18 protein-coding genes are annotated in these 21,291 nt (G+C 72.2%); 17 read left to right on the forward strand and 1 reads right to left on the reverse strand.

Going from position 1 to position 21,291, the window contains the following annotated elements:
• Positions 1 to 344: 344 nt before the first annotated feature.
• From OG381_RS09025 to OG381_RS09100, 16 genes are all read left to right on the forward strand, one after another.
• On the forward strand, positions 345 to 1,166 hold the full coding sequence (locus OG381_RS09025) for a helix-turn-helix transcriptional regulator (protein WP_327715605.1): 822 nt from the start codon (positions 345 to 347) through the stop codon (positions 1,164 to 1,166).
• A 125-nt stretch (positions 1,167 to 1,291) separates the two neighbouring features.
• Complete coding sequence (locus tag OG381_RS09030) at positions 1,292 to 1,582, forward strand: hypothetical protein (protein ID WP_327715606.1); 291 nt, start codon at positions 1,292 to 1,294, stop codon at positions 1,580 to 1,582.
• A gap of 53 nt (positions 1,583 to 1,635) precedes the next feature.
• Entirely contained in the window at positions 1,636 to 2,451 is an 816-nt protein-coding gene (locus tag OG381_RS09035) for a phytanoyl-CoA dioxygenase family protein (protein ID WP_327715607.1), read from the forward strand.
• The gene (locus OG381_RS09040) at positions 2,448 to 3,587 is read left to right on the forward strand and encodes a zinc-binding dehydrogenase (protein ID WP_327715608.1); all 1,140 of its coding nucleotides are present in this window, start codon (positions 2,448 to 2,450) and stop codon (positions 3,585 to 3,587) included. Before OG381_RS09035 ends, OG381_RS09040 begins: the two co-directional genes overlap by 4 nt.
• On the forward strand, positions 3,584 to 6,772 hold the full coding sequence (locus OG381_RS09045; protein ID WP_327715609.1) for an amino acid adenylation domain-containing protein: 3,189 nt from the start codon (positions 3,584 to 3,586) through the stop codon (positions 6,770 to 6,772). The genes OG381_RS09040 and OG381_RS09045 overlap by 4 nt, the downstream gene beginning before the upstream one ends.
• A complete protein-coding gene (locus OG381_RS09050) occupies positions 6,769 to 7,824 on the forward strand; it encodes a GNAT family N-acetyltransferase (RefSeq protein ID WP_327715610.1) in 1,056 nt (351 codons plus the stop codon). The genes OG381_RS09045 and OG381_RS09050 overlap by 4 nt, the downstream gene beginning before the upstream one ends.
• Positions 7,821 to 9,050: a hypothetical protein gene (locus OG381_RS09055; protein ID WP_327715611.1), complete on the forward strand. Its 1,230-nt coding sequence runs from the start codon at positions 7,821 to 7,823 to the stop codon at positions 9,048 to 9,050. The genes OG381_RS09050 and OG381_RS09055 overlap by 4 nt, the downstream gene beginning before the upstream one ends.
• Positions 9,051 to 9,174: 124 nt before the next feature.
• Complete coding sequence (locus tag OG381_RS09060) at positions 9,175 to 10,929, forward strand: hypothetical protein (RefSeq protein WP_327715612.1); 1,755 nt, start codon at positions 9,175 to 9,177, stop codon at positions 10,927 to 10,929.
• Between the two features lie 62 nt (positions 10,930 to 10,991).
• Entirely contained in the window at positions 10,992 to 12,167 is a 1,176-nt protein-coding gene (locus tag OG381_RS09065; protein WP_327715613.1) for an ATP-grasp domain-containing protein, read from the forward strand.
• 6 nt (positions 12,168 to 12,173) lie between these two features.
• Positions 12,174 to 12,965 carry a gamma-glutamyl-gamma-aminobutyrate hydrolase family protein gene (locus OG381_RS09070; RefSeq protein WP_327715614.1) on the forward strand — a complete coding sequence of 264 codons (792 nt, stop codon included), beginning with the start codon at positions 12,174 to 12,176 and terminating at the stop codon, positions 12,963 to 12,965.
• Positions 12,959 to 13,780 (forward strand): hypothetical protein, encoded by an 822-nt coding sequence (locus OG381_RS09075; protein ID WP_327715615.1) that lies wholly within the window; start codon positions 12,959 to 12,961, stop codon positions 13,778 to 13,780. The genes OG381_RS09070 and OG381_RS09075 overlap by 7 nt, the downstream gene beginning before the upstream one ends.
• Position 13,781: 1 nt before the next feature.
• Positions 13,782 to 15,026, forward strand: a complete 1,245-nt coding sequence (locus OG381_RS09080; protein WP_327715616.1) for a hypothetical protein — start codon at positions 13,782 to 13,784, stop codon at positions 15,024 to 15,026.
• Complete coding sequence (locus OG381_RS09085) at positions 15,023 to 15,724, forward strand: hypothetical protein (RefSeq protein ID WP_327715617.1); 702 nt, start codon at positions 15,023 to 15,025, stop codon at positions 15,722 to 15,724. Before OG381_RS09080 ends, OG381_RS09085 begins: the two co-directional genes overlap by 4 nt.
• Before the next feature lie 44 nt (positions 15,725 to 15,768).
• Positions 15,769 to 16,449: a class I SAM-dependent DNA methyltransferase gene (locus OG381_RS09090; RefSeq protein ID WP_443061887.1), complete on the forward strand. Its 681-nt coding sequence runs from the start codon at positions 15,769 to 15,771 to the stop codon at positions 16,447 to 16,449.
• Between the two features lie 52 nt (positions 16,450 to 16,501).
• Complete coding sequence (locus tag OG381_RS09095; protein WP_443061888.1) at positions 16,502 to 18,310, forward strand: SpoIIE family protein phosphatase; 1,809 nt, start codon at positions 16,502 to 16,504, stop codon at positions 18,308 to 18,310.
• 76 nt (positions 18,311 to 18,386) lie between these two features.
• Complete coding sequence (locus OG381_RS09100; protein WP_327715618.1) at positions 18,387 to 19,649, forward strand: YhgE/Pip domain-containing protein; 1,263 nt, start codon at positions 18,387 to 18,389, stop codon at positions 19,647 to 19,649.
• A gap of 33 nt (positions 19,650 to 19,682) precedes the next feature.
• On the opposite strand, the gene OG381_RS09105 is transcribed toward OG381_RS09100, so the two are convergent.
• Positions 19,683 to 20,651: an alpha/beta hydrolase gene (locus OG381_RS09105; protein WP_327715619.1), complete on the reverse strand. Its 969-nt coding sequence runs from the start codon at positions 20,649 to 20,651 to the stop codon at positions 19,683 to 19,685.
• Positions 20,652 to 20,835: 184 nt separating this feature from the next.
• Between OG381_RS09105 and OG381_RS09110 the strand changes: the two genes are divergently transcribed.
• Complete coding sequence (locus OG381_RS09110) at positions 20,836 to 21,288, forward strand: MarR family winged helix-turn-helix transcriptional regulator (RefSeq protein WP_327715620.1); 453 nt, start codon at positions 20,836 to 20,838, stop codon at positions 21,286 to 21,288.
• The last annotated feature ends 3 nt before the right edge of the window (positions 21,289 to 21,291 follow it).

The raw sequence follows: 21,291 nt of genomic DNA on the forward strand, positions 1-21,291 counted from the left end.
CCCCACCGACAACGCTTCCACAGGGTTTTCACCGGTGCTTCAAGGTTCGGGCACTGCACTCGAGCCGCACGCGCCACACCCGCGAAGGCGGTCTGGCCAGGGGAGATGATCACCGGGGCCGGCGTGACATGCTCCATCTCGTATGACAAGACGGCCCCTTGAGGTTGCCTGAGCGCAACCTTATGGTTACGCGGGGCCTGGCGAGGCAGCCGTGCCCATGGAGCATCACGTCACCGTCGCCGTGAGCTGGGGGGCTCGGCGATGGGGCGGACATGCACCGACAGAACTGCACAGACACGTGTCAGGACGGCGCGGTCCGGTCCCCCGAGGTGGCGCTCAGGGAGATGCTCGACTCCCAACAGCGGTCTCTCGAACGCCATTTCTCGGAAGTGCAGCACGCGCGCAGCCTTTTCTCCGACATTGTCGAGCAGTTGGCGGTGGCCCGTGTCGGCGATCCGGATCCGGCCCAGGCGACCGTTCTGAACGGTTCGGCGGAGATTTCCCGCGCGCTGGAAGAAGCCGTGGGTCTGGCCCGTTCCGAGGTGATCGGAATGCATCCCGGTATTCCGATTTCTCCGGAACGGCTCGCGGAAGGCCGGATCCGGAACAAGAAGCTGCTGGACCGCGGTGTCGCCATGCGTTCCATGCATTTGACGGCAATGCTGCGCACCTCGTTCGGACCGGCCCATCTGAGGGATCTGGAGAGCGCGGGGGCAAGTGTCCGTATCGCCGCGGTACTTCCCGCCCGGCTGGTTATCGCGGACCGGCGGGTGGCTTTGGTGTCGACCCCTTCCATGGAACAGGAAGGATCCGCGCTACGTCTGGAATGCGGCGCTTTCCTGGAGATCCTGACCCGTTTCTTCGATCACCTCTGGGACCATGAGGCGGCCCCTCTCACTCCTGCCGTCGATGACGCCGTGGAGGGGGAGGACGAGCTGGACGAGGAGAGCGGCGGCGACCGGCTGACCGGCCGCGAGCAGGCTCTGCTACGGCTCATGGCCAAGGGCCTCAAGGACGAGGCCATCGCCCGCGACCTGGGCGTCTCACCGCGTACGCTGCGCAGGCTCATCGCCGACCTGATGCGTCGGCTCGACTGCGAGAGCCGCTTCCAGGCCGGTGTCGAGGCCACGGCCCGCGGCTGGCTGGACGCCGCGCCGCACGACTGACGCGCGCTCGCCTCCCCTCCCCCGCCACCTCCTGCCACCTCCGTCGCACCCCGGCGGCCCACTGGGTCGCCGGGGTCTTCCGTATGCGCGTCGGCCATCAAAGACAGGGGTGACCTGGAGTGGCCATGGCCGCACGAGGTCAACCCGAATCCCTGGACGCGGATGCGGCGGTCGGCCAGCATTTCAAACGAAAGATTCGTACGACAGACAAAGGGACGCCTGCCGTGGATCAGCGCAAGAGCCGCAACAAGAACAACAGCAAGAAGTCGGCGTGGATGGCGGCTTTCGGGCTCGCTCTGGCGATTTTCGCCGTGCCCACTCCGGCGATTTCCGGACCCGCCGCCGTGGCCGACGTACGGGCCGCCGAGCCGTCGGCCGTTCTGCTCGACACCTCGTGGCCGGCGCCCACGCCGTAACACCACGAAACGCACCGTGGACGAGCAGAAACCGAATGTGGGGCGGGAGACACATGCTTCTCAGTGAAGAGCAGGAAAGAGAATACCGGGAGCGGGGATTCGTCGTGGTCGACTCCCTGTTCAGCCCGGACGAGGTGGAGTCGCTGCGCGAGTCCTTCCGCCGCGACGGTGAGATACCCGGCGAGCACCGCATCGTCGAGGACGACGGACGCGCCGTCCGCGCGGTGTACGCCTCCCACCGGCGGCAGCCGGAGTTCGCGGCCCTGGTGCGGCACCCGGGAGTCCTGGGGCCCGTGCGCCGGCTGCTGGGGGCGGAGGTCTACGTATACCAATTCAAGATCAACGCGAAGCCGGCGATGGGTGGCGGCGGTTGGGCCTGGCACCAGGACTTCGCGGCCTGGCGCATCGCCGACAACCTTCCCGCACCGCGCCTGGTGAACGTGGGCGTCTTCCTCGACGACGTCACGGAGTTCAACGGCCCGGTCATCTTCGTGCCCGGCTCGCACCGCGACGGTCTGGTGCGCAGCGGCCGCACGCAGTCCGACGCCAGGTCCGCACAGCACCTGGACCCCGACGACATCGCACTCAAGCCCGCCGACATGGTGGCGCTCGCCGCCGAGCACGGCATGGACAGCCCCAAGGGCGCCGCGGGTTCGGTGATCTTCTTCGATCCCGAGATCGTCCACGGCTCCGCGCCCAACATGTCGCCGTTCGACCGCAGGCTGCTGATCCTCACGTACAACGACGTGACCAACGAGCCCCGGCCGCTCGGCGAGCCCCGGCCGGACTATGTCGTCTGCCGGGACACCACCCCCCTGCGCGTCCTCGACGACGCTCCCGTTCTCGCGGGCGTCGGGGAGGCGGTGTGACCGAGCGCGGACGCAGCCGTGCCGTGGTGCTCGAGGAGTTCGGACACCCGCTCGCCCTGCGCGACTTCGAGCTGCCGCGACCGCCCGAGGGCGGCATGGTCGTCGCGGGCCGGTACGGCGGGGTCTGCGGTACGGATCTGCACCTCCAGCAGGGGCACCTGCCGGTACCGGTGCCCCTGGTCCTGGGCCACGAGGGGCTCGGCACCGTGCACACCCTCGCCCCCGGCACCCATCTCGACGCCTCCGGCGCTCCCCTCGCGACCGGCGACGAGGTGATGTGGGCGTCCTCGCTCGCCTGCGGCACCTGCCCGCCCTGCCGGCTGCACCGCGAGCCGACACTGTGCGAGCAGCGCCGCACCTACGGGGTGAACCGGCCCGCGACCGGTGCGTATCCGCTCTCCGGGTCCTGGGCCGACCACATCGTGCTGCACCCCGGAACCACCGTGGTCAAGGTCCCCGACGGGGTAGGGGCGTTGGCCGCCATGGCGCTGGCCTGCGCCGGGCCGACCATGGTGCACGCCTTCTACGAGCGCAGGCCGGTCCGCGTCGGTGAGACGGTCGTCGTCCAGGGATCCGGTCCCGTCGGCCTCGCCGCCGCCGCGCTCGCCCAACTCGCCGGAGCCGCCCGGGTGATCCTCGTCGGCGGCCCCGCGCAGCGGCTGGAGCTCGCGGCACAGGCGGGCATCGGCGACCACCACGTCAATCTGGTCGAGGCCGCCGACACCGGCACCGCGCTCGCGGAGGTCCATCGGCTCACGGGCGGGGCCGGCGCGGACCTCGTCGTCGAGTGCACCGGCGTGCCGGGGGCCGTCGGGCAGGGGCTCGGGCTGGCCCGCCGCGGAGGCTCGTACCTGATCGTCGGCCAGTACACCGACAGCGGCGACACCCTGATCAATCCGCACCAGATCGTGTACCGGCAGCTCGACGTCGTCGGTTCCTGGGCGTTCACCGGCGCCCATCTCGTCGAGTACGTACGGCTGTTGCCCGCCCTGACGCGCCGGTTCGCGTTGGCGGACCTCGTGACGGAGTACGCGCTGGCGGACCACGGGCAGGCGCTGGCGGCCGTCGCCGGCGGCTCGGTGATGAAGGCAGTTCTGGCCGGCGGCGACCGGTTCTGCCGGGGGGACAGGCGATGACGACGACAGCATCCGTGCGAGCGGGAGCGCACCGACGGCTCACGGCGGACACGGTCGTGGAGCTGGTGGTGCGGCAGGCCGAGCACCATCCGGAGTCGGTGGCCGTACGCCACGGCGACCGGGCACTGACGTACGGCCAACTCCTTTCGGCCGCCGCCTCGATGGCGACGGCACTGGCGGACGGCCACGGGGTGGGGGCCGGTCTGCGCGTGGGTCTCGCCACCCGGCGCGGGATTCCGCAGATGGTGTCCGTCCTCGCGATCCTCATGGCGGGCGGCTGCTATGTGCCGCTGGATCCGGCCCTGCCCGAGCAGCGGCTGCGCGGCATGATCGACGACGCAGGGCTGAAACTGCTGGTGAGCGACGACGCGTACTCGGGCCCGCGGCCACCGGGCGCCGTGATCGCGGCGCCGCGGCTGTCCGGGGAGAGCGTCCAGGCGTACCCGGGGCGGCTGCGCCCGCAGGCCTCGTCCGAGGCGTACGTGCTGTTCACCTCCGGGTCCACCGGCAGGCCCAAGGGCGTGGTGATGCCGCACCGCCCGCTGGTCAACCTCATCGAGTGGCAGCGTGCCTCCTCGACCGCGGGCGTCGGCACCCGCACCCTGCAGTTCGCGCCGATCGGCTTCGACGTCTCCTTCCAGGAGATCTTCTCGACCTGGTGCAGCGGCGGGGAACTGGTGCTCATCGGGGAACAGGACCGGCGTGACCCGGCCCGGGTCCTCGGGCTGGCCCACCACCACGGCGTACAGCGGATCTTCGTGCCCTTCGCTGTCCTCCAGTCCATGGCGGACTGGGCGTTCGACGGCGACCAGGACCTGCCGCGTCTGACGGAGATCATCACGGCGGGCGAGCAGCCGATCGTCACCCCCGCCCTGGAGCGCTTCGTCGAGCTCACCGGCAACCCCACCCTCGCCAACCAGTACGGCCCGACCGAGACCCACGCGGCGACGCAGAGCGTGCTGCGCGGCGCGCCGCGGGACTGGCCGCGGGTGCCGCCGCTCGGCGAGGTCCTCGACAACTGCTCGGTCCTGCTCCTCGACGACTCCCTGACGCCCGTGCCCGAGGGCACCGAGGGGGAGATCTGCGTCGCGGGGATCTCCCTCGCCGACGGGTACGCCGTCGACGACGACCGTACCCGCGGCAGATTCGTCGCGGTCGCTCATCTCGACGGGGTCCGGCGGCTGTACCGCACGGGAGACTTCGGGATCGTCGAGGACGGCGTCCTGCTCTACCGGGGCCGGCGCGACGACCAGGTGAAGATCAGCGGGCACCGCATCGAGATGGGCGAGGTCGAGGCCGCCGTGTCGGCGCACCCAGAGGTCGGCCAGGTGGCGGTGGTCGCCGTCGGGGACGGTCCCGGCACCCGGCACCTGGTGGCCTTCGTGGTGGCACGCCGCGGAACGGCGCCGGACGAGGACGGGCTGCGCGCCTTCACGGCCCGGCTGCTGCCCGCGCACGCCGTCCCCCGGCGTTTCCTGCCGGCCGACACGCTGCCCCGCACCGCCACCAACAAGGTGGACCGGCGTGCCCTCGCCGCGCGGGCCGCCCCCGCACCGGCCGGCGAGGACGTCCCGCCCCTGGGCGCCCGGGAGACGGTGCGGGCGGTGTGGCAGCGGGCCCTGGGCAGGGCCGTGCCCGACGGCGCCCGGTTCTTCGACGTGGGCGGCGACTCGCTCACCGCGGTCCGCCTCGTCGTCGAGCTCAACAAGCACTTCACGCGGAAGATCTCCGTCGGCGATCTGCTGCTGCGCCCGGAGTTCGAGGCCTGCGTCGCCTTCTTCGAGGCCACCGACGCGAACGACGACTTCCGGCCCCGCCCCGCCGCCGGTGCCGCGGAGCGCGGTGCGTGGCTGCCGGTCGCGCTCACCCAGGCGCACCGGATGAACCGCGAGGCCTGGCGGGCCCGGCACGGACTGCCGAGCATCAGCAACGTCCCCATGGCATACCACCTTCAGGGGGAGCTGGACGCGAGTGCGCTGGAGACCGCGCTGAGGCATTTCGTCACCCGGCACCCGGCGCTCGCCCTGGAGATCGACGAGACTCCGGGCGCCCACCGTCAGCGGCTCACCGACTGGGCGCCCACGCTGCGCAGCGTGCGGCTCGACCCGCAGCTGTCCGCCGAAGCCGCCCGGGAGCGGGCACTGGCCCTCGTCCAGGAGGACGCCGAGCGTCCCTTCGTCCGGCGCGGAACGGCGTACGACGGACTGCTGCGGGCGACGCTGATCCGGATCGCCGAGCGGGAGCACCATCTGTTCCTGTGCGCCGACCACATCGTGTTCGACGGCTGGTCGGTGGGGGTGCTCAACGAGGACCTGGCCGTCTGTTACCGCGCGGCCCTGCGCGGCGAGGCGCCCCCGGCGGCCGAGCCCGATCTGAGGTTCCTCGACTGGGCCCGCGCGGAGAACGCCTGGCTGGGCGAGGAGCTCGCGGCCACCCTTCGCGTGGACTTCGGCCGGCAGCCCCGGGTGCCCGAGGACCCGGCCGCCGCCCTCCTCTACCCGGCGATCGAGCCCGGCCCGCCCGCGCACTACGCCCGCGAGACACTCATCCGCAGACGGCTCGACGCGAACCGCACGGCGGCCGTGCACGAGCTCGCCCGAACCTCCGGGCACCCGATGGGCTCCGTGCTCACCGCGCTCTACGCGACCGCGTTCGCCCGCTGGTCGGGACGCGACGAGGTCGCCCTGGTCTCGACGTTCGCCAACCGGACCATCCCGGACGCGGACCGCTCCGTGGGCTTCTTCGCCAACAACGTCCCGGTGTTCCTGGGCCGCGCCGCCGGTCTGTCGCCCGCCGAGATGATCGACCGCGCCGCCCGCGTGGTGGGGCGCGCGGCCCAGCGGGAGGCCGTGCCCTTCCCGTTCTGGCTCGCCACGATGCTGCCCGGCCACGAGGATCTCGCGGGCAGCGCGCGCTACGCGTTCCTGAACGTCCGCAGCCAGGACCGCTCGGGCCTGGACCGGCTGGAGCTCGACGGAGTGACCTCGCGGGCGGTCCGCGTCGACATCGCGCTGACGCCGTCCTTCGCCCTCGGCCTGCGGGCCGGCGACAACGGCGACGACATCGCGCTCGAACTCGCCTTCCTGCCCGGCCTCGTCGCCCCGCAACGCGCCGAGGCGCTCATGGCGGAGCTCGAGGACGTCGTGGACGGGGCCGGACACCCGCGAGGAGGGCAGCGCCGGTGATCCTCACCGAGGTCGACGACCTGAGCGCCGACAAGGAGTGGCTGCGGCTGTGGCGGTCGGACGATCACCAGCACGCCAACTACACCGTCACCTCACTGGCGGTCGGCGCCGCCCACTACACCCGCCTCTACTACCTCCCCGCCGAACGCGACGTCAGCGAGTACCGGCCGTGCGCCGAGCGGTTCGTTCCGCACCACCTGCTGGCGTCCGGCCCCGACGGCCCGGTGGCCGGGCTCGCGCTCACCGTCGAGGTGCTCCCCGGACGGCACCGGCTGTCCGCCTACGGGCGGCCGCTGATGCTGGTCGAGGACCGTACGGCACCCGCACGGCTGCGCAGACAGGCCGCCGCCGCGATCCACACCCGGCTCCAGGAGCTCACCGAGCACTACGGCGCCGAGCGCCACCACGCCAGGGACTACCTGGTCGGCGGAGAGATCTCGCCCCTGACCGAGGTGATGCTCCGGCACGGGGGCGTCAGCCGGCACCACTTCACCCAGACCGTCGACCTGCGCCCGCCCGCCGAGGAGCGCTTCGCCGAACTGCGCAAGAACTTCCGCAAGATCCTGCGCAGGGAGCGCGGCGGCTTCGCACTCGACGTAGTGACCGCACGCGACGTGACCCGGGCGCACCTGGACGACTTCGTCCGGCTCCATCTGGAGTTCTTCGGCAAGACCCTGCGGACGGGGGCCTCGTGGGACTCGATCCTGGCCTCGGTCCGTGCCGACGAGGGATTCATGGTGGTCGGCCACCAGGACGACAGGCCGGTGTCGATGGCCTACTTCGCGGTGTCGGACCGCTACTGCCTCTACGCCTCCGGCGTCAACGACGCCGACAGCTACGGCAGCGGACTGAGCCACCGGGTGCTGTGGCGTGCCATGGAACACGCCCGCGCTCTGGGCTGTGTCCACTTCGAACTGGGTGAACAGCTCTACCCGGGCATGTATCCCGACCTGCCGGAGAAGTTCCGGGCGATCGGTCACTTCAAGGCGGGTTTCAGCAACACCACGGCCGCCCGCCTGGACGTGTTCTCCGCTCCGCTGGAGGCGCCGTGACCGTCGTTTCCCGGTGGGTCGCCATGGCGCGCGGACCGCGGCGGGCCGAACTCGTCCTGCACACCGTCACCCTCGTCAACGCCCTCGGCAACGGCCTCTTCACCGTCGCCGGCACGCTGTTCTTCGTCCAGGTCCTGGACCTGTCGCCGCTCCGCATGGGGGTGGGCCTGGCCGTCGCCGCCGCCTTCGGGCTCGCCGCCAGCGTGCCGGTGACCCGGGCCCTGGACGGCCGTTCGCTGCGCGCCGCCTACGGTGCACTGCTGATGGTCCAGGCCGTGGCCATGGCCCTGTTGCCGACGGCCCGTTCGTTCGGGGTCCTCGTCGCCGTCCTCGCCCTGGGAGCCGCCGGGCAGAAGAGCGCCCGCGCGGTGAACAACGCGCTCATCGGACAGGTGGCGGGCGCCCGCCGGGCCGACGTACGGGCCGTCTCGCGGTCCGTGAACAACCTGGGGACAGCCGGCGGGGCCCTGCTGTCCTCGGCGGCCGTGGTCAGCGGCACCGACCGCGCCTACGAACTCCTCGTCCACGCCGACGCGGTGACGTTTTTACTCGCCGCCGCACTGGTGCCCGCGATACCGGGCACGGGCCGGCTGGCCACGGCCGGGCGGAACCGGTACGGCTCGGCTCTGCGGGACTCCCGCTACGGGGCGGTCACGCTGGCAGACGGCGTGATGTGCCTGGAGTACTTCGTCATCACGCTGGTGCTCCCGCTGTGGGTCGTCGAGCACACCTCGGCGCCCCGAGCCGTCGTGCCCGTCCTCTTCGCACTCAACATGGTGCTGGTGGCGCTCTTCCAGATCCGGGTCAGCCGGCGGGCCCGCACGATCGCGGCGGCCGCCCGCGCGGTGCGGGTCTCCGGGGCGCTCTTCCTGGTCAGTCTGGCCGCACTGCTGCTCGCCGGGCAGGTGGCCGCGGTGCCCTCCGTGCTCCTGCTGGTGGCGGGCGTCGGAGTGCACACGGTCGGCGAGCTGTATCACGCCGCGGGTGCCTCCGAGCTCAGCTACGGGCTGGCCGCTGAGGAGCGGATGACCGAGTACCAGGGCGTGTTCGGGCTCGGCATGGGGGTGGCCGAGATCGTCGCCCCCTACGTCCTCGTCGTCGCCTGTCTCGAGGGCGGCTGGGCCGGCTGGGCCGGGCTCGCCGTCCTGCTCTGCGCCACCGGTGCGGCCCTGCCGTTCCTCGCCTCCCGGCCCCCGGTCCCGATCCCGGTCCCGATCGCGCGCTGACGCGGTCGAGAGCCCGCAGTCCTGACCGCATCCCAGCAACCCCGGGGCACACGACTGCCTCTCAACACCCTTTATCTCCACTTTTCTGACTGTCTGTCACCGCACTGGAACGAGGTGTCTTACGTTGGGTCTCCTTCGTACAGAGGGATTCACGAAGCTTCTGGAGCTCATCGCGGAGGAGTCCGACACGCTGGATTCGGCGTACACCGCCGCCCTGCACGCCGCGACACTCGGCGGCCGGCTCAAGGCCGAGGTGGGCCTCGGCGCCCTGAGCCGCGGCGAGTCGATCGCGCTCGCCGAGCTGCGGGACACCGCCGCCCGCCGCCATCTCCCCCTCGTGCGGGACACGGTGGGCGAGCGCATGGTGCTCACCGGCACCGGACGCCTGCGCGTCCTCCGCGACGGCGAGCCGGCGCCGGAAGGCGTGCTGGAGATCGGCCGCGTCGACTGGGACGGCAACCGCCCCGCGGACCTCGACCGGCGCTGGGACGAGCAACAGCGCACCGAGGACGCCGAGTCGCTGACTCTGCACGCATGGCTGCGCGACCGCCCGGCCGGCACGGTGGACACCATGGTCGCGGACCTGCGCCGGACCTTGAGCCATGTCGGGCCGATGCGTGTGTACATCGGCGACCGCTGCTACACGAACCTCGGCCGGGAACACAGCAATCTGGTGGGCAAGTCGGTCTCCGCCGGCTCCGAGCAGTGCCGGCTCAACGGGATCGACGGTGTGCCGGTCGAGCGGTGGACGGCCCACGACGCCGTCTTCGTCGTCTGCATGTCCGCGCTGATCGCCTCGGGAACCCCGTCCAGGACCGAAGAGTTCAGCGGCACCCAACTGACGGCCGGACGCCTGGAGGCCTTCATACGCGCCAAGATCACTTCCTACGACGGTGAGGTGACCCCCGCGACGGAACAACTGCCGCTGGTGGAAAGGCTCTTCGCGCTCGCGGCGCATGCCAGGCGGTTGCGCCCCGGCAAGCTCGAACGGGGACCGCAGATCTATCGCACCGTCCAGGCCATGACGATCAACAAGCAGGAGCAGTTCCTCGACCGCCCGGTGGCCTCCGCCGATCTGCCCGCCGCCTTCACCGCGAAGGTGACGGAGCTGCTGCCGGGCGCGGACCTCGACCGTCAGGACCACCTGGTCGCGGCCTGGGCGCAGTTGATGCCCGCACTGCACGGCCCCGCGGCCGACGACGGGTTCACCACCGGCCTCGAGAAAGTGATCCACGGGTTGGTCGAGGCCGGCACGGAGTCCACCGGGTCCCATGTCGGCATGTCCCGCGGCCCCCGCGACATCACGACACTCTCCGCACTCGTCGCCGCCGGCAGCCCGGACGCCGGACACTGGAAGACCAGCGACTACTACTGCTGTGTGGTGCCCGGCCAGGACTTCACCCGGCGCTTCGACCGGGCCCCGGAGGAACTGCCCCAGGTCATCAGGGCGATCGCCGCCCGGATGCGCTGGAACGGCTGGCACTTCATGCCGCACGCCAGCGGTGCGAGCGACCACCCGAGCTTCGCGGAACGGGACTGGTTCTACGCTCCCACCATGCCCGACATGACCGAGTGGACCTCGCACCATCACCAGGGCCATGTCGCGAACGGGGTACGGCACGCCATCCGGGTGCCGCTGGGCCTGACCCTGGCCGGCGCCCACCGGCCCGGAATCCACGACTTCCGCCTGATGCGCACGGACGGCGAGACGTACGGCGTCCCGGAGCTGCGCGCGGCCATCGCCATCGGCCGTGTCCTCCAGAGCGTCTACCAGGCGCACGCGGACCGCTCGGAGCGCACCGGACCCGCCCTGGTCGTCTCGGACTTCGGCAACACCTGGTACCAGCGGCGCCACGCGCCCGCCACGGCGGCACTGTGACACCCTCCGCTCCCGCCCCCTCCCCTCTCCCGCCCGCACACCGACCCCAGGAAGGCCCTCCCATGTCCCCCGACCGTTCCGTCCTCCACCTCGGCCTGCGCCGCTCCCCCCTGGAGTGGCAGCCCGAGATCGACGCCGCCGCACAGCTGGGCCACGCGGTGTACGTCCACTCCGACACCGGCCTAGGCCATCTCGGACTGCCCGACGACCGGACCGCCGCGTTCACCCGGACGGAGCCCGCCGAGGACGTGGCGGCCCGCGCCCTGCGACAGGCACGGGACGCGGGGCACCGGCCCGCGGCGGTGCTGTGCTGGGGCGACCGGTACGTGGACATCGCCGCCAGGGTGTCGCAGGCGCTCGGCCTGCGCGGGCCCTCGGTCACCGCGGCCGCCGTGTGCCTCGACAAGGCGGCGCAGCGCCGGGCGCTGGAACCGCACGGGCTCAACCCCCGCTGGCGCACCGGCACCACGGCCGACGAACTGAAGGCCGCGGTCGGCGAACTCGGCCTTCCCCTGATCTTCAAGCTCGCCCACTCCTCGGGCGGCCGCGGTTCCGTCGTGCTCGACGCGGACACGGAACCGGACGAGCTGATGAAGCTGACGTCCCTCAACTACGAGGACTCCGACGCCTTCCTCGTCGAGGAGCTCGTCGACGGCAGCGAGCACTCGGTCTCCGGGCTGGTGCACGGGGACGAGGTGGTGATCCTCGCCGTGTCCGACAAGTACCTGGCCCCCGGGGAACTCCGTACGACCACCACGGTCGTCCCCTCCGCGCTCACCGCGGAACAGCTCGAGCGGGTCCACGAGGCGGCCGAACGCGCGGTGCGCGCCGTGGGCATCGAGACCGGCGGCTTCCACGTGGACCTGCGCTACGCCGCCGCGGGCCCCGTCGTCCTGGAGATCGGCGCACGGCTCGGCGGCGATCTGATCAACTCCCACCTCGTGCCCCTCGCCACCGACGGCGCGGCAGACCCGTACCGCTCGCTCGTCCAGACCCTCGCGGACGGCGAACTGCCGCGCCCCGCACCCTTCGTGACCACCGCGGCGATGCACCTGCTGCCGACCCCCGCCGACGCCGACCTCCCGGCACTGCTGTCCCACCTCGCGGAACACCCGGCCGTACGGGTCGCCGCCGAGTGGCCCTCCCCCGAGGACGAGGTCGTCGTGGTGGTGACGGCACAGGACCGGGACACGATCCCGGCGATCCTCGAAGAGCTCCGCCGCCGGACGGGACGGTAGGCCCGCGTGCCGGACCGTGTGAACTCCGCGCACCCGCCGGACCTCCCGGTCGTCGGTGTCCTGGCCTGCCGCAAGCAGCGTGCCAACGGCACCAGTTACTCCCGGGTCAACGACGTCCTCACCGACAGCCTGCTGCGGTACGCGCGCGTGCTGCCGCTCGTCGTCCCGCCCGACGAGGCCGGCGCCGCGGCCCTGGACGGCCTCGACGGGCTGGTCCTGCCCGGCAGTGGCTCCTTCGTCCACCCTCGTATCACCGCGGCGGCCGGCGCGGAGACCGAGGGGCGGGAGTACGACACCGACCGTGACGCCGCCGCGCTCGCCCTGCTGGGCCGCGCCCGTGAGCTGCCGGACCTGCCGGTGCTCGGCAGTTGCCGGGGCATGCAGGAGATCGGGGTGGCGGCCGGGGCGGCGCTGCGGGACACCGAGGGCGCCGAGACCGCTGTCCACCGCTTCACGCCGCGTCCGGCGGGCGGCGACCGCTGGGCCGACGCGCACCCCGTGCACATCCGGCCGGGCGGACTCCTCGCCGGGCTCCCCGGGGAGTTCGCCGGGACCGCCGTACCCGTCAACTCCCAGCACTCCCAGGTGGTCTGCGCACTCCCGGACGGCGTACGCGTCGAGGCCGTGGCGCCCGACGGTGTGCTCGAGGCGATCAGTGTCGGCCATCCCACGCGGTATGTCCTCGGCATCCAGTGGCACTTCGAGCAGCACACCGGGGACAGCGCGCTGAACCGGACCATCCTGGAATCCTTCGGGCGGCGCTGCCGTCTGCGCAGAGAGAAGAGAAAGTCGTGCTGAACCTGTCCGGGCCCTTCCTCGACTCCGTGGCCGAGCTGGCGCTCGGCGCCGTCGCGGACCCGGCGGACGGCGTGCTGTTCGTCGCCGGGTCGGTCGTCGACGGACTGGCCAACCGCAACTCCGACCTGGACGTCTACTTCCTGGGCGGCGACGGGGCCGCGGTCGTCGGGGCCGACACCACCGTCCGCAAGGGCGAGAAGAGCGGCACCATCGGCGAGCTCGACGGGCGCGAGGTCAGCCTCTCGATCCTGGAACCCGCCGGGATCGAGGAGTTGACACGCTCCTTCCAGGACTGTCTGGCCGCGCTGTCCGACGGCGGCGGGATCGTCCAGCTGGAGAGCCAGAACGATCTCAAGGTGCTGCACCGCATCCGTACCGGCGTCCCGCTGCGCGGTGCCGAGCGGCTCGAGAAGCTGCGGGCGTCGACGGGCACGCACCGGCTGGCCGAGTACCACGTCAACGTCCAGGCGGTGGCCGCCGTCAACCGGCTCACCGACGTGGAGGGGGAACTCGCCGAGAGCAACGACGCCTCGGCGTGCTGGATGTTCCGGGAGGCAGTCGCCCATTTCGCCCGGCTGGTGCTCGCCCTCGACGGAGAGACCAACCCGGCGCCCAAGTGGCTGGTCAGACTGCTGGAGCTCGGTGGCCCGGACCCCCGGCTGCGGTCCCGTCTGGCCCAGCTGCTCACCGAGTCCGAGGAGGACCTGCCCGCGGCGGTCGCCGAGGTCAAGGGGCTGTTGCGGAGCACGGTCGACCTCGCCCCCGGCACGGTCGTCGGGCCGTACACGCGGCGCGTGATCCGGAAGCTGGGCTGACATGACCGCTGTCCTCGGACTTCCGGGCCTGGCCCTGCACGAGATACCGGAGGCGTTCGTCCCGGAGGAACCCCGCCTGGGCGGCGCGGCGGTGCCCGTGCCCGCGGCGCGGCTCGCGGCGCTGAGCAGCACCGGCACGGTGCTCCTGGGCCGACGGCCGGACGACATCCACCTCAGGGAGTTCCGCGCGTCGGTGATCGCCGAGACCCGTGCCCTGTTCCAGGTCCCGCACGACCACACCCTCACCGTCGTGGCGGCCCGACCCACGGAACTCTGCCACCTCACCGCCGCCCAGCCCTGGGCCGCGGGCCTGAAGGTGTCAGGAACCGGCCCACGCGCCACCGCCTGGCGGTCCGCCACGGCGAGGGCGCGGGAGACCGGCGACCCGACCGCCACGCCGGGTACACGGGAGACTGGCGACCCGGCCACCACCACGGCCGAACGGGGCGCCGCCGCCCTCCCGGCCACCACGACAGGTGCACGGGAAACCCCCCGTCCAGCCACCGGGCCGGGTCCGCGGAGCGCCACCGACCCGGCCAATCCGGCAGGTGCGTGGGAAACCCTCGGCCCACACACCCCGGCCCTCACCCCCCTCGCCGTGGTGGCCGACGAGGATCCCGCCTGGCGGGAGCGGCTCGAGGCGGCTCCGGCCGGCGGCTGGCGTGTCGCGGAGCTCACCGGTACCGCCGAGGTGCTCACCGGGCGAGGTGTCCGCGATGCCGACATCGCGTTCCTCTGTCCGAGCGGACTGCTCGGTGTCGGTGTCGGCCTCACCGTGGCCGTGCTCTCGCCGCGGGCCAAGTCCGCGTCGCCGGGGCTGACCCGCGCGCTGGACATGGCCGGCGCCGCGGTCGGCACCGGTGACCTGGTGATGTTCGCGCACGCGGTGCGGGCCATGGCGGAGAGCGACGCCGCGCGCGCGGCAGCCGGACGCGAGGCCCGCCGCGCCCTGGTCGCCGACTGGGCGGCCACCCGCGACTGGGTCACCCCCACGGCCAGGGCGGGCGACGCGCTGACGGTCCGTCTGGTCACCGCCCTGCCGCCGGGCGCGGTCACCGAGCTCGGCCGGTTTCTGGAGACCGCCCACCTGGCGTACGGCCTCACGGACCCGGCCGACCCGCACGCGCTCCGCATCGGCCTGTACGACTCGCTGCGCACCGCCGACATCGAGCGCCTGCTCGGCCTGCTCGACTTCCTCGTGGCCCGCCTGGCGCGCACCACGGACCCTGACCAGGAGGGACGATGACCCCCCGCTCCGACGCCCTCATGATCCTCAAGCCGGACGTGCTGGACGGGCCGTTCGCCGTGTGTCCGCGTCCCCTCGCCCGGGACGCCGTCCGCGGACTCGTCGACCTGTACGCCGGGCGGCCGCCCGGACCGTACGAGGTGGCGACCTCCGAGGGCGCCGTCCGCTGGGCCCGGCGCAATGTGGACCGCAAGACCGCGGCCCGGGGCTGGTACGACAAGGAGCTGCGGTCCCGGCAGGAACGCCTGAGCCGGCTGACCGGCCTCCTGCACTCCCCCGCGCTCACCGGAGCCGGTCCCACGGAGACGGCCGGGCTGATCCTCGGGATGGCGGGCGCGCTCGGCTTCACCGTCGCCGAGCGTGCCCGCCGGCGCTTCACCCACCGAGACGTCCTCGGCCTCTACGCGTACAACACCCACTACACCCGGCTCGCCGGCGATCTGACCGCCTACCTCACCGGCGGTGAGGGAGAGATCCTTCTGCTCACGGGGGAGGAGAACCTGAGCAGTCTGCACATCCTCAAGGAGGTGGTCCGCCGCGTCGTCCGCTACCCCACCACGCACTACGACGCCCTGGAGAACCTGCTGCACGTCTCCGACCCGGGGGCGAAGGACTGGACGTACTTCGAAGGAACCCTGACGCGGCACGTCGAGCCGGCTGGGGTGATCAGCCGCCCGCCCGCGCCCCAATCCGTGTAACTGTGAAAAAATTACCCATACGGCGTCAAAGGAGGAGAATCCTCGTGAGCAACCCCGCCGACGAGTTCGGCTACGGCAGCCTGCGGCTCGACCGCGCCGGCCAGGCCGAGGCCTTCGACGCCATCGGCGACCGCTACGACGAGGCCTTCCCGCACAAGGAGGGCCAGGTCGCGTCCGCCGAGTGGCTCATCAGGTCCCTGCCGACCGGGTCGCGGGTACTGGACCTGGGCTGCGGCACCGGGATCCCGACCGCGCGCCAGTTGGCGGACGGCGGCCTGGACGTGGTCGGCGTCGACCTGTCGGACCGGATGGTCACGCTCGCCCGGCGCTCCGTGCCCACCGGGACGTTCCACCGCGCCGACATCGCGGACCTGCGGCCCGACGGCCCCCGGGACCTCGGTCGGTTCGACGCGGTGGCCGCCTTCTTCTCCCTGCTCATGCTGCCCCGGGCCGAAATCCCCCTCGCCGTGCGGACCATCCACTACCTGCTCGTTCCGGGCGGTCTGTTCGCCCTGTCGATGGTGGAGGCCGATGTGGACGACTTCTCGATCCCGTTCATCGGCAGCACCATCCGGGTCTCCGGCTATCTCCGGGACGAGCTGCGCGAGGTCGTGGAGGCGGAGGGCTTCGAGATCGCCGAGGAGTCCTCGTACTCGTACGCTCCGGCGTCCGTGGACGTGCCGCCCGAGGTGCAGATCTTCCTGCGCTGCCGACGGCGTGGCTGACAGCCGCTGATCCGCCCGCCCCGCGCGGGCCCGCACGGCCGGAAGGAAACGCGTGACGAAGCAGCCCGGAGCCGAGGGCGGCACCGGCGGGCAGTCGGCCGGCGTGCACGAGCCTTCCGGTGCCCCGCGTCGGCCCGAGGCAGGCGGCGCGGCCATGCGCCCGCCGCCCCCGGAAGCACCCGCCGGCCGCCCGATCGCCTCCGCGCCGCAGACCGACAGGCTCCGCTATCTCGACGCGGCGACCCGGCAGATCGCCCGCGGCATGAACCTCGACGAGACGCTGGGCGAACTGTGCCGGGCTGCCGTCCCGGCCTTCGCCGACACGGCGTTCGTCCACCTGTACACGCCGCTTCCGGTGGGCGACGAGAGCACCGCCGACCCCGGTGTCCTACGGCTGCACACCACAGCGCCCGCCCCGGGCGCCGCCACCGTCCAGGCGGCCGATGCCGTGGAGCCGGCCGCGGACGGTCTGCTCACCAAGCTGCTCCGGGCCGGGCGGCCGGTGTTCGGGAACACCCCGGGTCTGCGTTCCGTGGTGGCCGAGCTGCTGGGGGTGACGAACGCGCCGGGCGCGGTGCCGCCCGGACGGCGGCTGATCATCGCTCCGCTGCACGGTCGCAGCCATGTCATGGGCAGTGCGGTGCTCCTCCGCGGCCCCGGGCGGCCGGATTTCACCTACGACGACCTGCTCGTCGCCTCCCAGCTCGCCACCCACACCGCTCTCGGCATCCACAAGGCGGTGCTCTACGCGCGCGAGGCGGCCGTCGCGGACGCGTTGCAGCGCACCATGCTCCCGGCGTCGCTGCCCGAGCCGACCGGAGTCCGGCTGGCCAGCCGCTATCTGCCGTCCTCAGGGACCGCACAGGTCGGCGGCGACTGGTACGACGCGATCCCGCTGCCCGGCAACCGTGTCGCACTGGTCATCGGCGACGTGATGGGCCACTCCATGACGTCGGCCGCGATCATGGGCCAGCTGCGCACCATCGTGCAGACCCTCGCCGGGCTCGACCTCTCCCCCGACGAGATCCTGCACCACCTCGACGAGCAGGCCGAGCGGCTGGGCAGTGAGCACACGGCGACCTGTCTGTACGCCATGTACGACCCCGTGCTGCACCGGCTGCTGATGTCCAACGCAGGCCATCCGCCGCCCGTGCTCCTGCATCCCGACGGCAGCACGGAGGTCGTGCGGGTGCCGCCCGGCGCGCCGATCGGTGTCGGCGGCGGTGGCTTCGAGTCCGTCGAGACGCACGCACCGGCGGGCGCGACCCTGCTGCTCTACACGGACGGTCTGGTGGAGTCCCGCGACTCGGATGTGATGACCGGGGTGGAGCAGCTGTGCGCGCGGCTGCGGGCGGGCGCCTCGGGAACCGCCCCGGCGCCGGAGGAGCTGTGCGACCGTGCGCTCGGAACCCTGGGTGCGGGCGACCGGGACGACGACATCGCGCTGCTCGCCGCCCGGTTCGAGGGCATCCTGCCGGACACCGTCGCGTACTGGTACCTGGCGCCGCGTCCGCAGACCGCGGGACAGGCCCGGCGGCTGACCCGCAGGACGCTGCGCCAGTGGGGCCTGGAGTCCCTGCTGGAGTCCACCGAACTCCTGGTCAGCGAGGTGGTGGCGAACGCCGTGCGGTTCGCAGGGCGGCCGATCACCCTGCGACTGCTGCGCACGGACGTGCTCCGCTGCGAGGTGGCGGACGACTCGACCGCGGTACCGAGGATGCGGCACGCGCGGCTGAGCGACGAGGGCGGCCGGGGGTTGTTCCTGGTCGACCAGCTGGCACAGCGCTGGGGGGCGACCAGGGTGAGCACGGGCAAGGTGGTCTGGTTCGAACAGCCGCTGCCCCGCGACCCGGCCGCGTGAGCCGCTCCGCGCGCGGGACGGGCCATGATCGCGTACCACTGGGAGGAACGCGTCACCGCCCACCCCACGGAGAGCCATGAACGACCCCGCTCCCCAGGCCCGTGCCTCCGCACTGCTCGGCCGGCCCAAGCTGTGGCTGGTACCCGCCCTCCTGAGCGGACTGCTCGCCCTGCTGCTGTCCCTGCTGTACATGGGCGGCATCGTCAATCCGCAGGGCGACCTCAAGGACCTGCCGATCGCGCTCGTCAACGCCGACACCGGCAAGCCGCCGGCCGGCCAGGAGCAGAACCTGGGGACGCAGATCGCGGCGGCGATCATGTCGGACACGTCGAGCGACAAGGCCGACTGGCGGCAACTCACCCGGACCCAGGCCCAGGACGAGCTGGATGCGGGCAAGGTCTACGGCGCCCTCGTCGTCCCCGCCGACTTCACCGCCTCCGTCGGCGCGCTCACCGGCACCGGCGCCACCGCGCGGCCGACGCTCACGGTCCTCACCAACCCCGGCAAGGGCAGCCTCGGCTCCTCCCTCGCCAGCCAGATCAGCACGCAGACGGCACACCAGGCCTCGCAGACCATCGGCAGGCAGCTCACCCGGTCGGCCCCACGCGCCGACGCCACGCAGAAGCTGCTGCTCGCCGACCCCGTGGCCGTCACCACCGAGGTGGGCCACCCTGTCGGGGTCCACAGCGGCCTGGGACTGACCGCCTTCTACTACACGCTGCTGCTCGTCCTGGCCGGCTTCATGGGCGGCAACATCGTCAGCAACGGCGTCGACACCGGCCTCGGCTACGCCGACAACGAGATCGGCCCCTGGCACACCCGGCTGCCCACCGTGCCGATCAACCGCACCCAGACGCTGCTGCTGAAGATGGCGATGACCGCGGGCATCACCGTGCTCACCGTCTCCCTGGTGATGCTCGCCTGCGTCGCGATCCTGGGCATGGACGCGACCCATCTCCCGCTGCTGTGGATCTACTCGTACTGCGCGTCACTCGCGGTCGGCCTGGGTGTGCAGGCGATCAACGCCGCGTTCGGCGGCATCGGACAGCTCGTGTCGATGTTCGTGTTCATCGTGCTGGGCCTGCCGTCCTCGGGCGCCACCGTCCCGCTCCAGGCGGTGCCGGCCTTCTACCGCTTCCTGTCCCACTTCGAGCCCATGCGCCAGCTCGGCGACGGCGTCCGCGCGATCCTCTACTTCGACGCGCGCGGCGACGCGGGCCTCACCCGCGCCTGGACGATGACCGCGATCGGCGCCGCCCTCGCCATCCTCTTCGGCTTCGCGATGACCGTCTACTACGACCGCAAGGGCCACAGCCGTCTGACGCCGCAGCCCGCCTGAGACGGGCCGCGACGCCGGAGGCGGGTCACCCGGTCACGCCGTACCGAGTGCCGTGCGCAGGGTGGCGACGGCCTGGTTGATCGCGGCGTGGGCGGCGTGGGTGTCGCGCAGGGCGTTGAGCATGACGAAGTCGTGGATGATGCCCTGGTAGCGGACGGCGGTGACGGGGACGCCTGCGGTGCGGAGGTGGTTGGCGTAGGCCTCGCCCTCGTCGCGCAGGACGTCGGCCTCGCCGGTGATGATGAGGGCCGGCGGCAGGCCGGTGAGCTGCTCGGTGGTGGCGCGCAGCGGGGAGGCGGTGATCTGGGCGCGGTCGGCCTCGTCGGTGGTGTACTGGTCCCAGAACCACTGCATGGCGTCGCGGCGCAGGAAGTAGCCCTCGGCGAACTGGTGGTAGGAGCCGGTGTCGAAGGCGGCGTCGGTGACCGGGTAGAACAGCACCTGCTGGACCAGCGGCACGTCCCCGCGCTGCTTGGCCATCAGGGTGAGCGCGGCGCTCATGTTGCCGCCCACGGAGTCCCCGGCGACGGCGATGCGGGTGGCGTCCAGGTTGTTGGCGGCGCCTTCCTGCACGATCCACTGGGCCACGGTGTAGTTCTGCTCGATGGCGACCGGGTAGCGGGCCTCGGGCGAGAGGTCGTACTCGGGGAAGACGACCGCGGCGTTCGCGCCGGTGGCGAGTTCACGCACGAGGCGGTCGTGGGTGTGGGCGTTGCCGAAGACCCAGCCGGCGCCGTGGATGTAGAGGATCACGGGGAGGGTGCCCTGGGCGCCTGCGGGGCGGACGATGCGGGTGCGGACGCTGCCGGTGGGCCCGCCGGGCACGGTGATCCATTCCTCGTCGATCGCGGGCTTGGTGATCTCCCCGGACTGCACCTCGTCGACCGCCTTGCGGCCCTCGACCGGGCCCAGGTCGAAGAGGTACGGCGGGTTCGCGGTCGCCTCGACGAAGGCCTGGGCGGCGGGCTCGAGGACGGGGCGGGTGCCGGTCTGGTCGGACATGGCTGTCTCCTCGCAAGGGGTGGCCGCGGGCGCGCTCCGTCGACGCTGTTCGTCAGGAGCGGCGGCACATCCATGACTGTAGCGCTCGATTTAGTCGTGCACAACTTAATCGAGTGCGACTACCTATTTCGCGACTGATTATGGCTCGATAGAATCGGGAGGACCCCATCAAAGGAGCCAGGCCATGAGCACCGCCGAACCGAAGCAGGACGGTTCCCTGCTCCTCGACGACCAGCTGTGCTTCGCCCTCTACGCAGCCTCCCGCGCGGTCACCGCCCGCTACCGGCCCCTGCTGGACGCACTCCAGCTGACCTACCCGCAGTACCTGGTCATGCTCGTGCTGTGGGAGCAGGACTCGATCTCGGTACGCGATCTGGGCACCGCGCTCCAGCTGGAGTCCAGCACCCTCTCCCCGCTGCTGAAGCGCCTGGAGGCGAACGGCCTGCTGCGCCGTGAACGCCGCCCGGAGGACGAGCGCTCGGTCTCCCTCACCCTCACCGACGCGGGAGCCGCACTGCGCGAGCGGGCGCGGACGGTTCCGGTGGCCATCGGGGACGCCATGGGACTGACCCCCGAACAGGACGCCACCGCAAAGCAGTTGCTCCGCCTGCTCACCGCCAACGTCGGCGAGGTCTGACGC

This window comes from Streptomyces sp. NBC_00490 (genome assembly GCF_036013645.1).
Lineage (GTDB): Bacteria > Actinomycetota > Actinomycetes > Streptomycetales > Streptomycetaceae > Streptomyces > Streptomyces canus_F.

Coding starts and splice junctions, on each gene's coding strand:
- OG381_RS09025 (WP_327715605.1), top strand. CDS start 345: ATGCTCGACTCCCAACAGCGGTCTCTCGAACGCCATTTCTCGGAAGTG.
- OG381_RS09030 (WP_327715606.1), top strand. CDS start 1,292: ATGGCCGCACGAGGTCAACCCGAATCCCTGGACGCGGATGCGGCGGTC.
- OG381_RS09035 (WP_327715607.1), top strand. CDS start 1,636: ATGCTTCTCAGTGAAGAGCAGGAAAGAGAATACCGGGAGCGGGGATTC.
- OG381_RS09045 (WP_327715609.1), top strand. CDS start 3,584: ATGACGACGACAGCATCCGTGCGAGCGGGAGCGCACCGACGGCTCACG.
- OG381_RS09065 (WP_327715613.1), top strand. CDS start 10,992: ATGTCCCCCGACCGTTCCGTCCTCCACCTCGGCCTGCGCCGCTCCCCC.
- OG381_RS09080 (WP_327715616.1), top strand. CDS start 13,782: ATGACCGCTGTCCTCGGACTTCCGGGCCTGGCCCTGCACGAGATACCG.
- OG381_RS09085 (WP_327715617.1), top strand. CDS start 15,023: ATGACCCCCCGCTCCGACGCCCTCATGATCCTCAAGCCGGACGTGCTG.
- OG381_RS09100 (WP_327715618.1), top strand. CDS start 18,387: ATGAACGACCCCGCTCCCCAGGCCCGTGCCTCCGCACTGCTCGGCCGG.
- OG381_RS09105 (WP_327715619.1), bottom strand. CDS start 20,651: ATGTCCGACCAGACCGGCACCCGCCCCGTCCTCGAGCCCGCCGCCCAG.
- OG381_RS09110 (WP_327715620.1), top strand. CDS start 20,836: ATGAGCACCGCCGAACCGAAGCAGGACGGTTCCCTGCTCCTCGACGAC.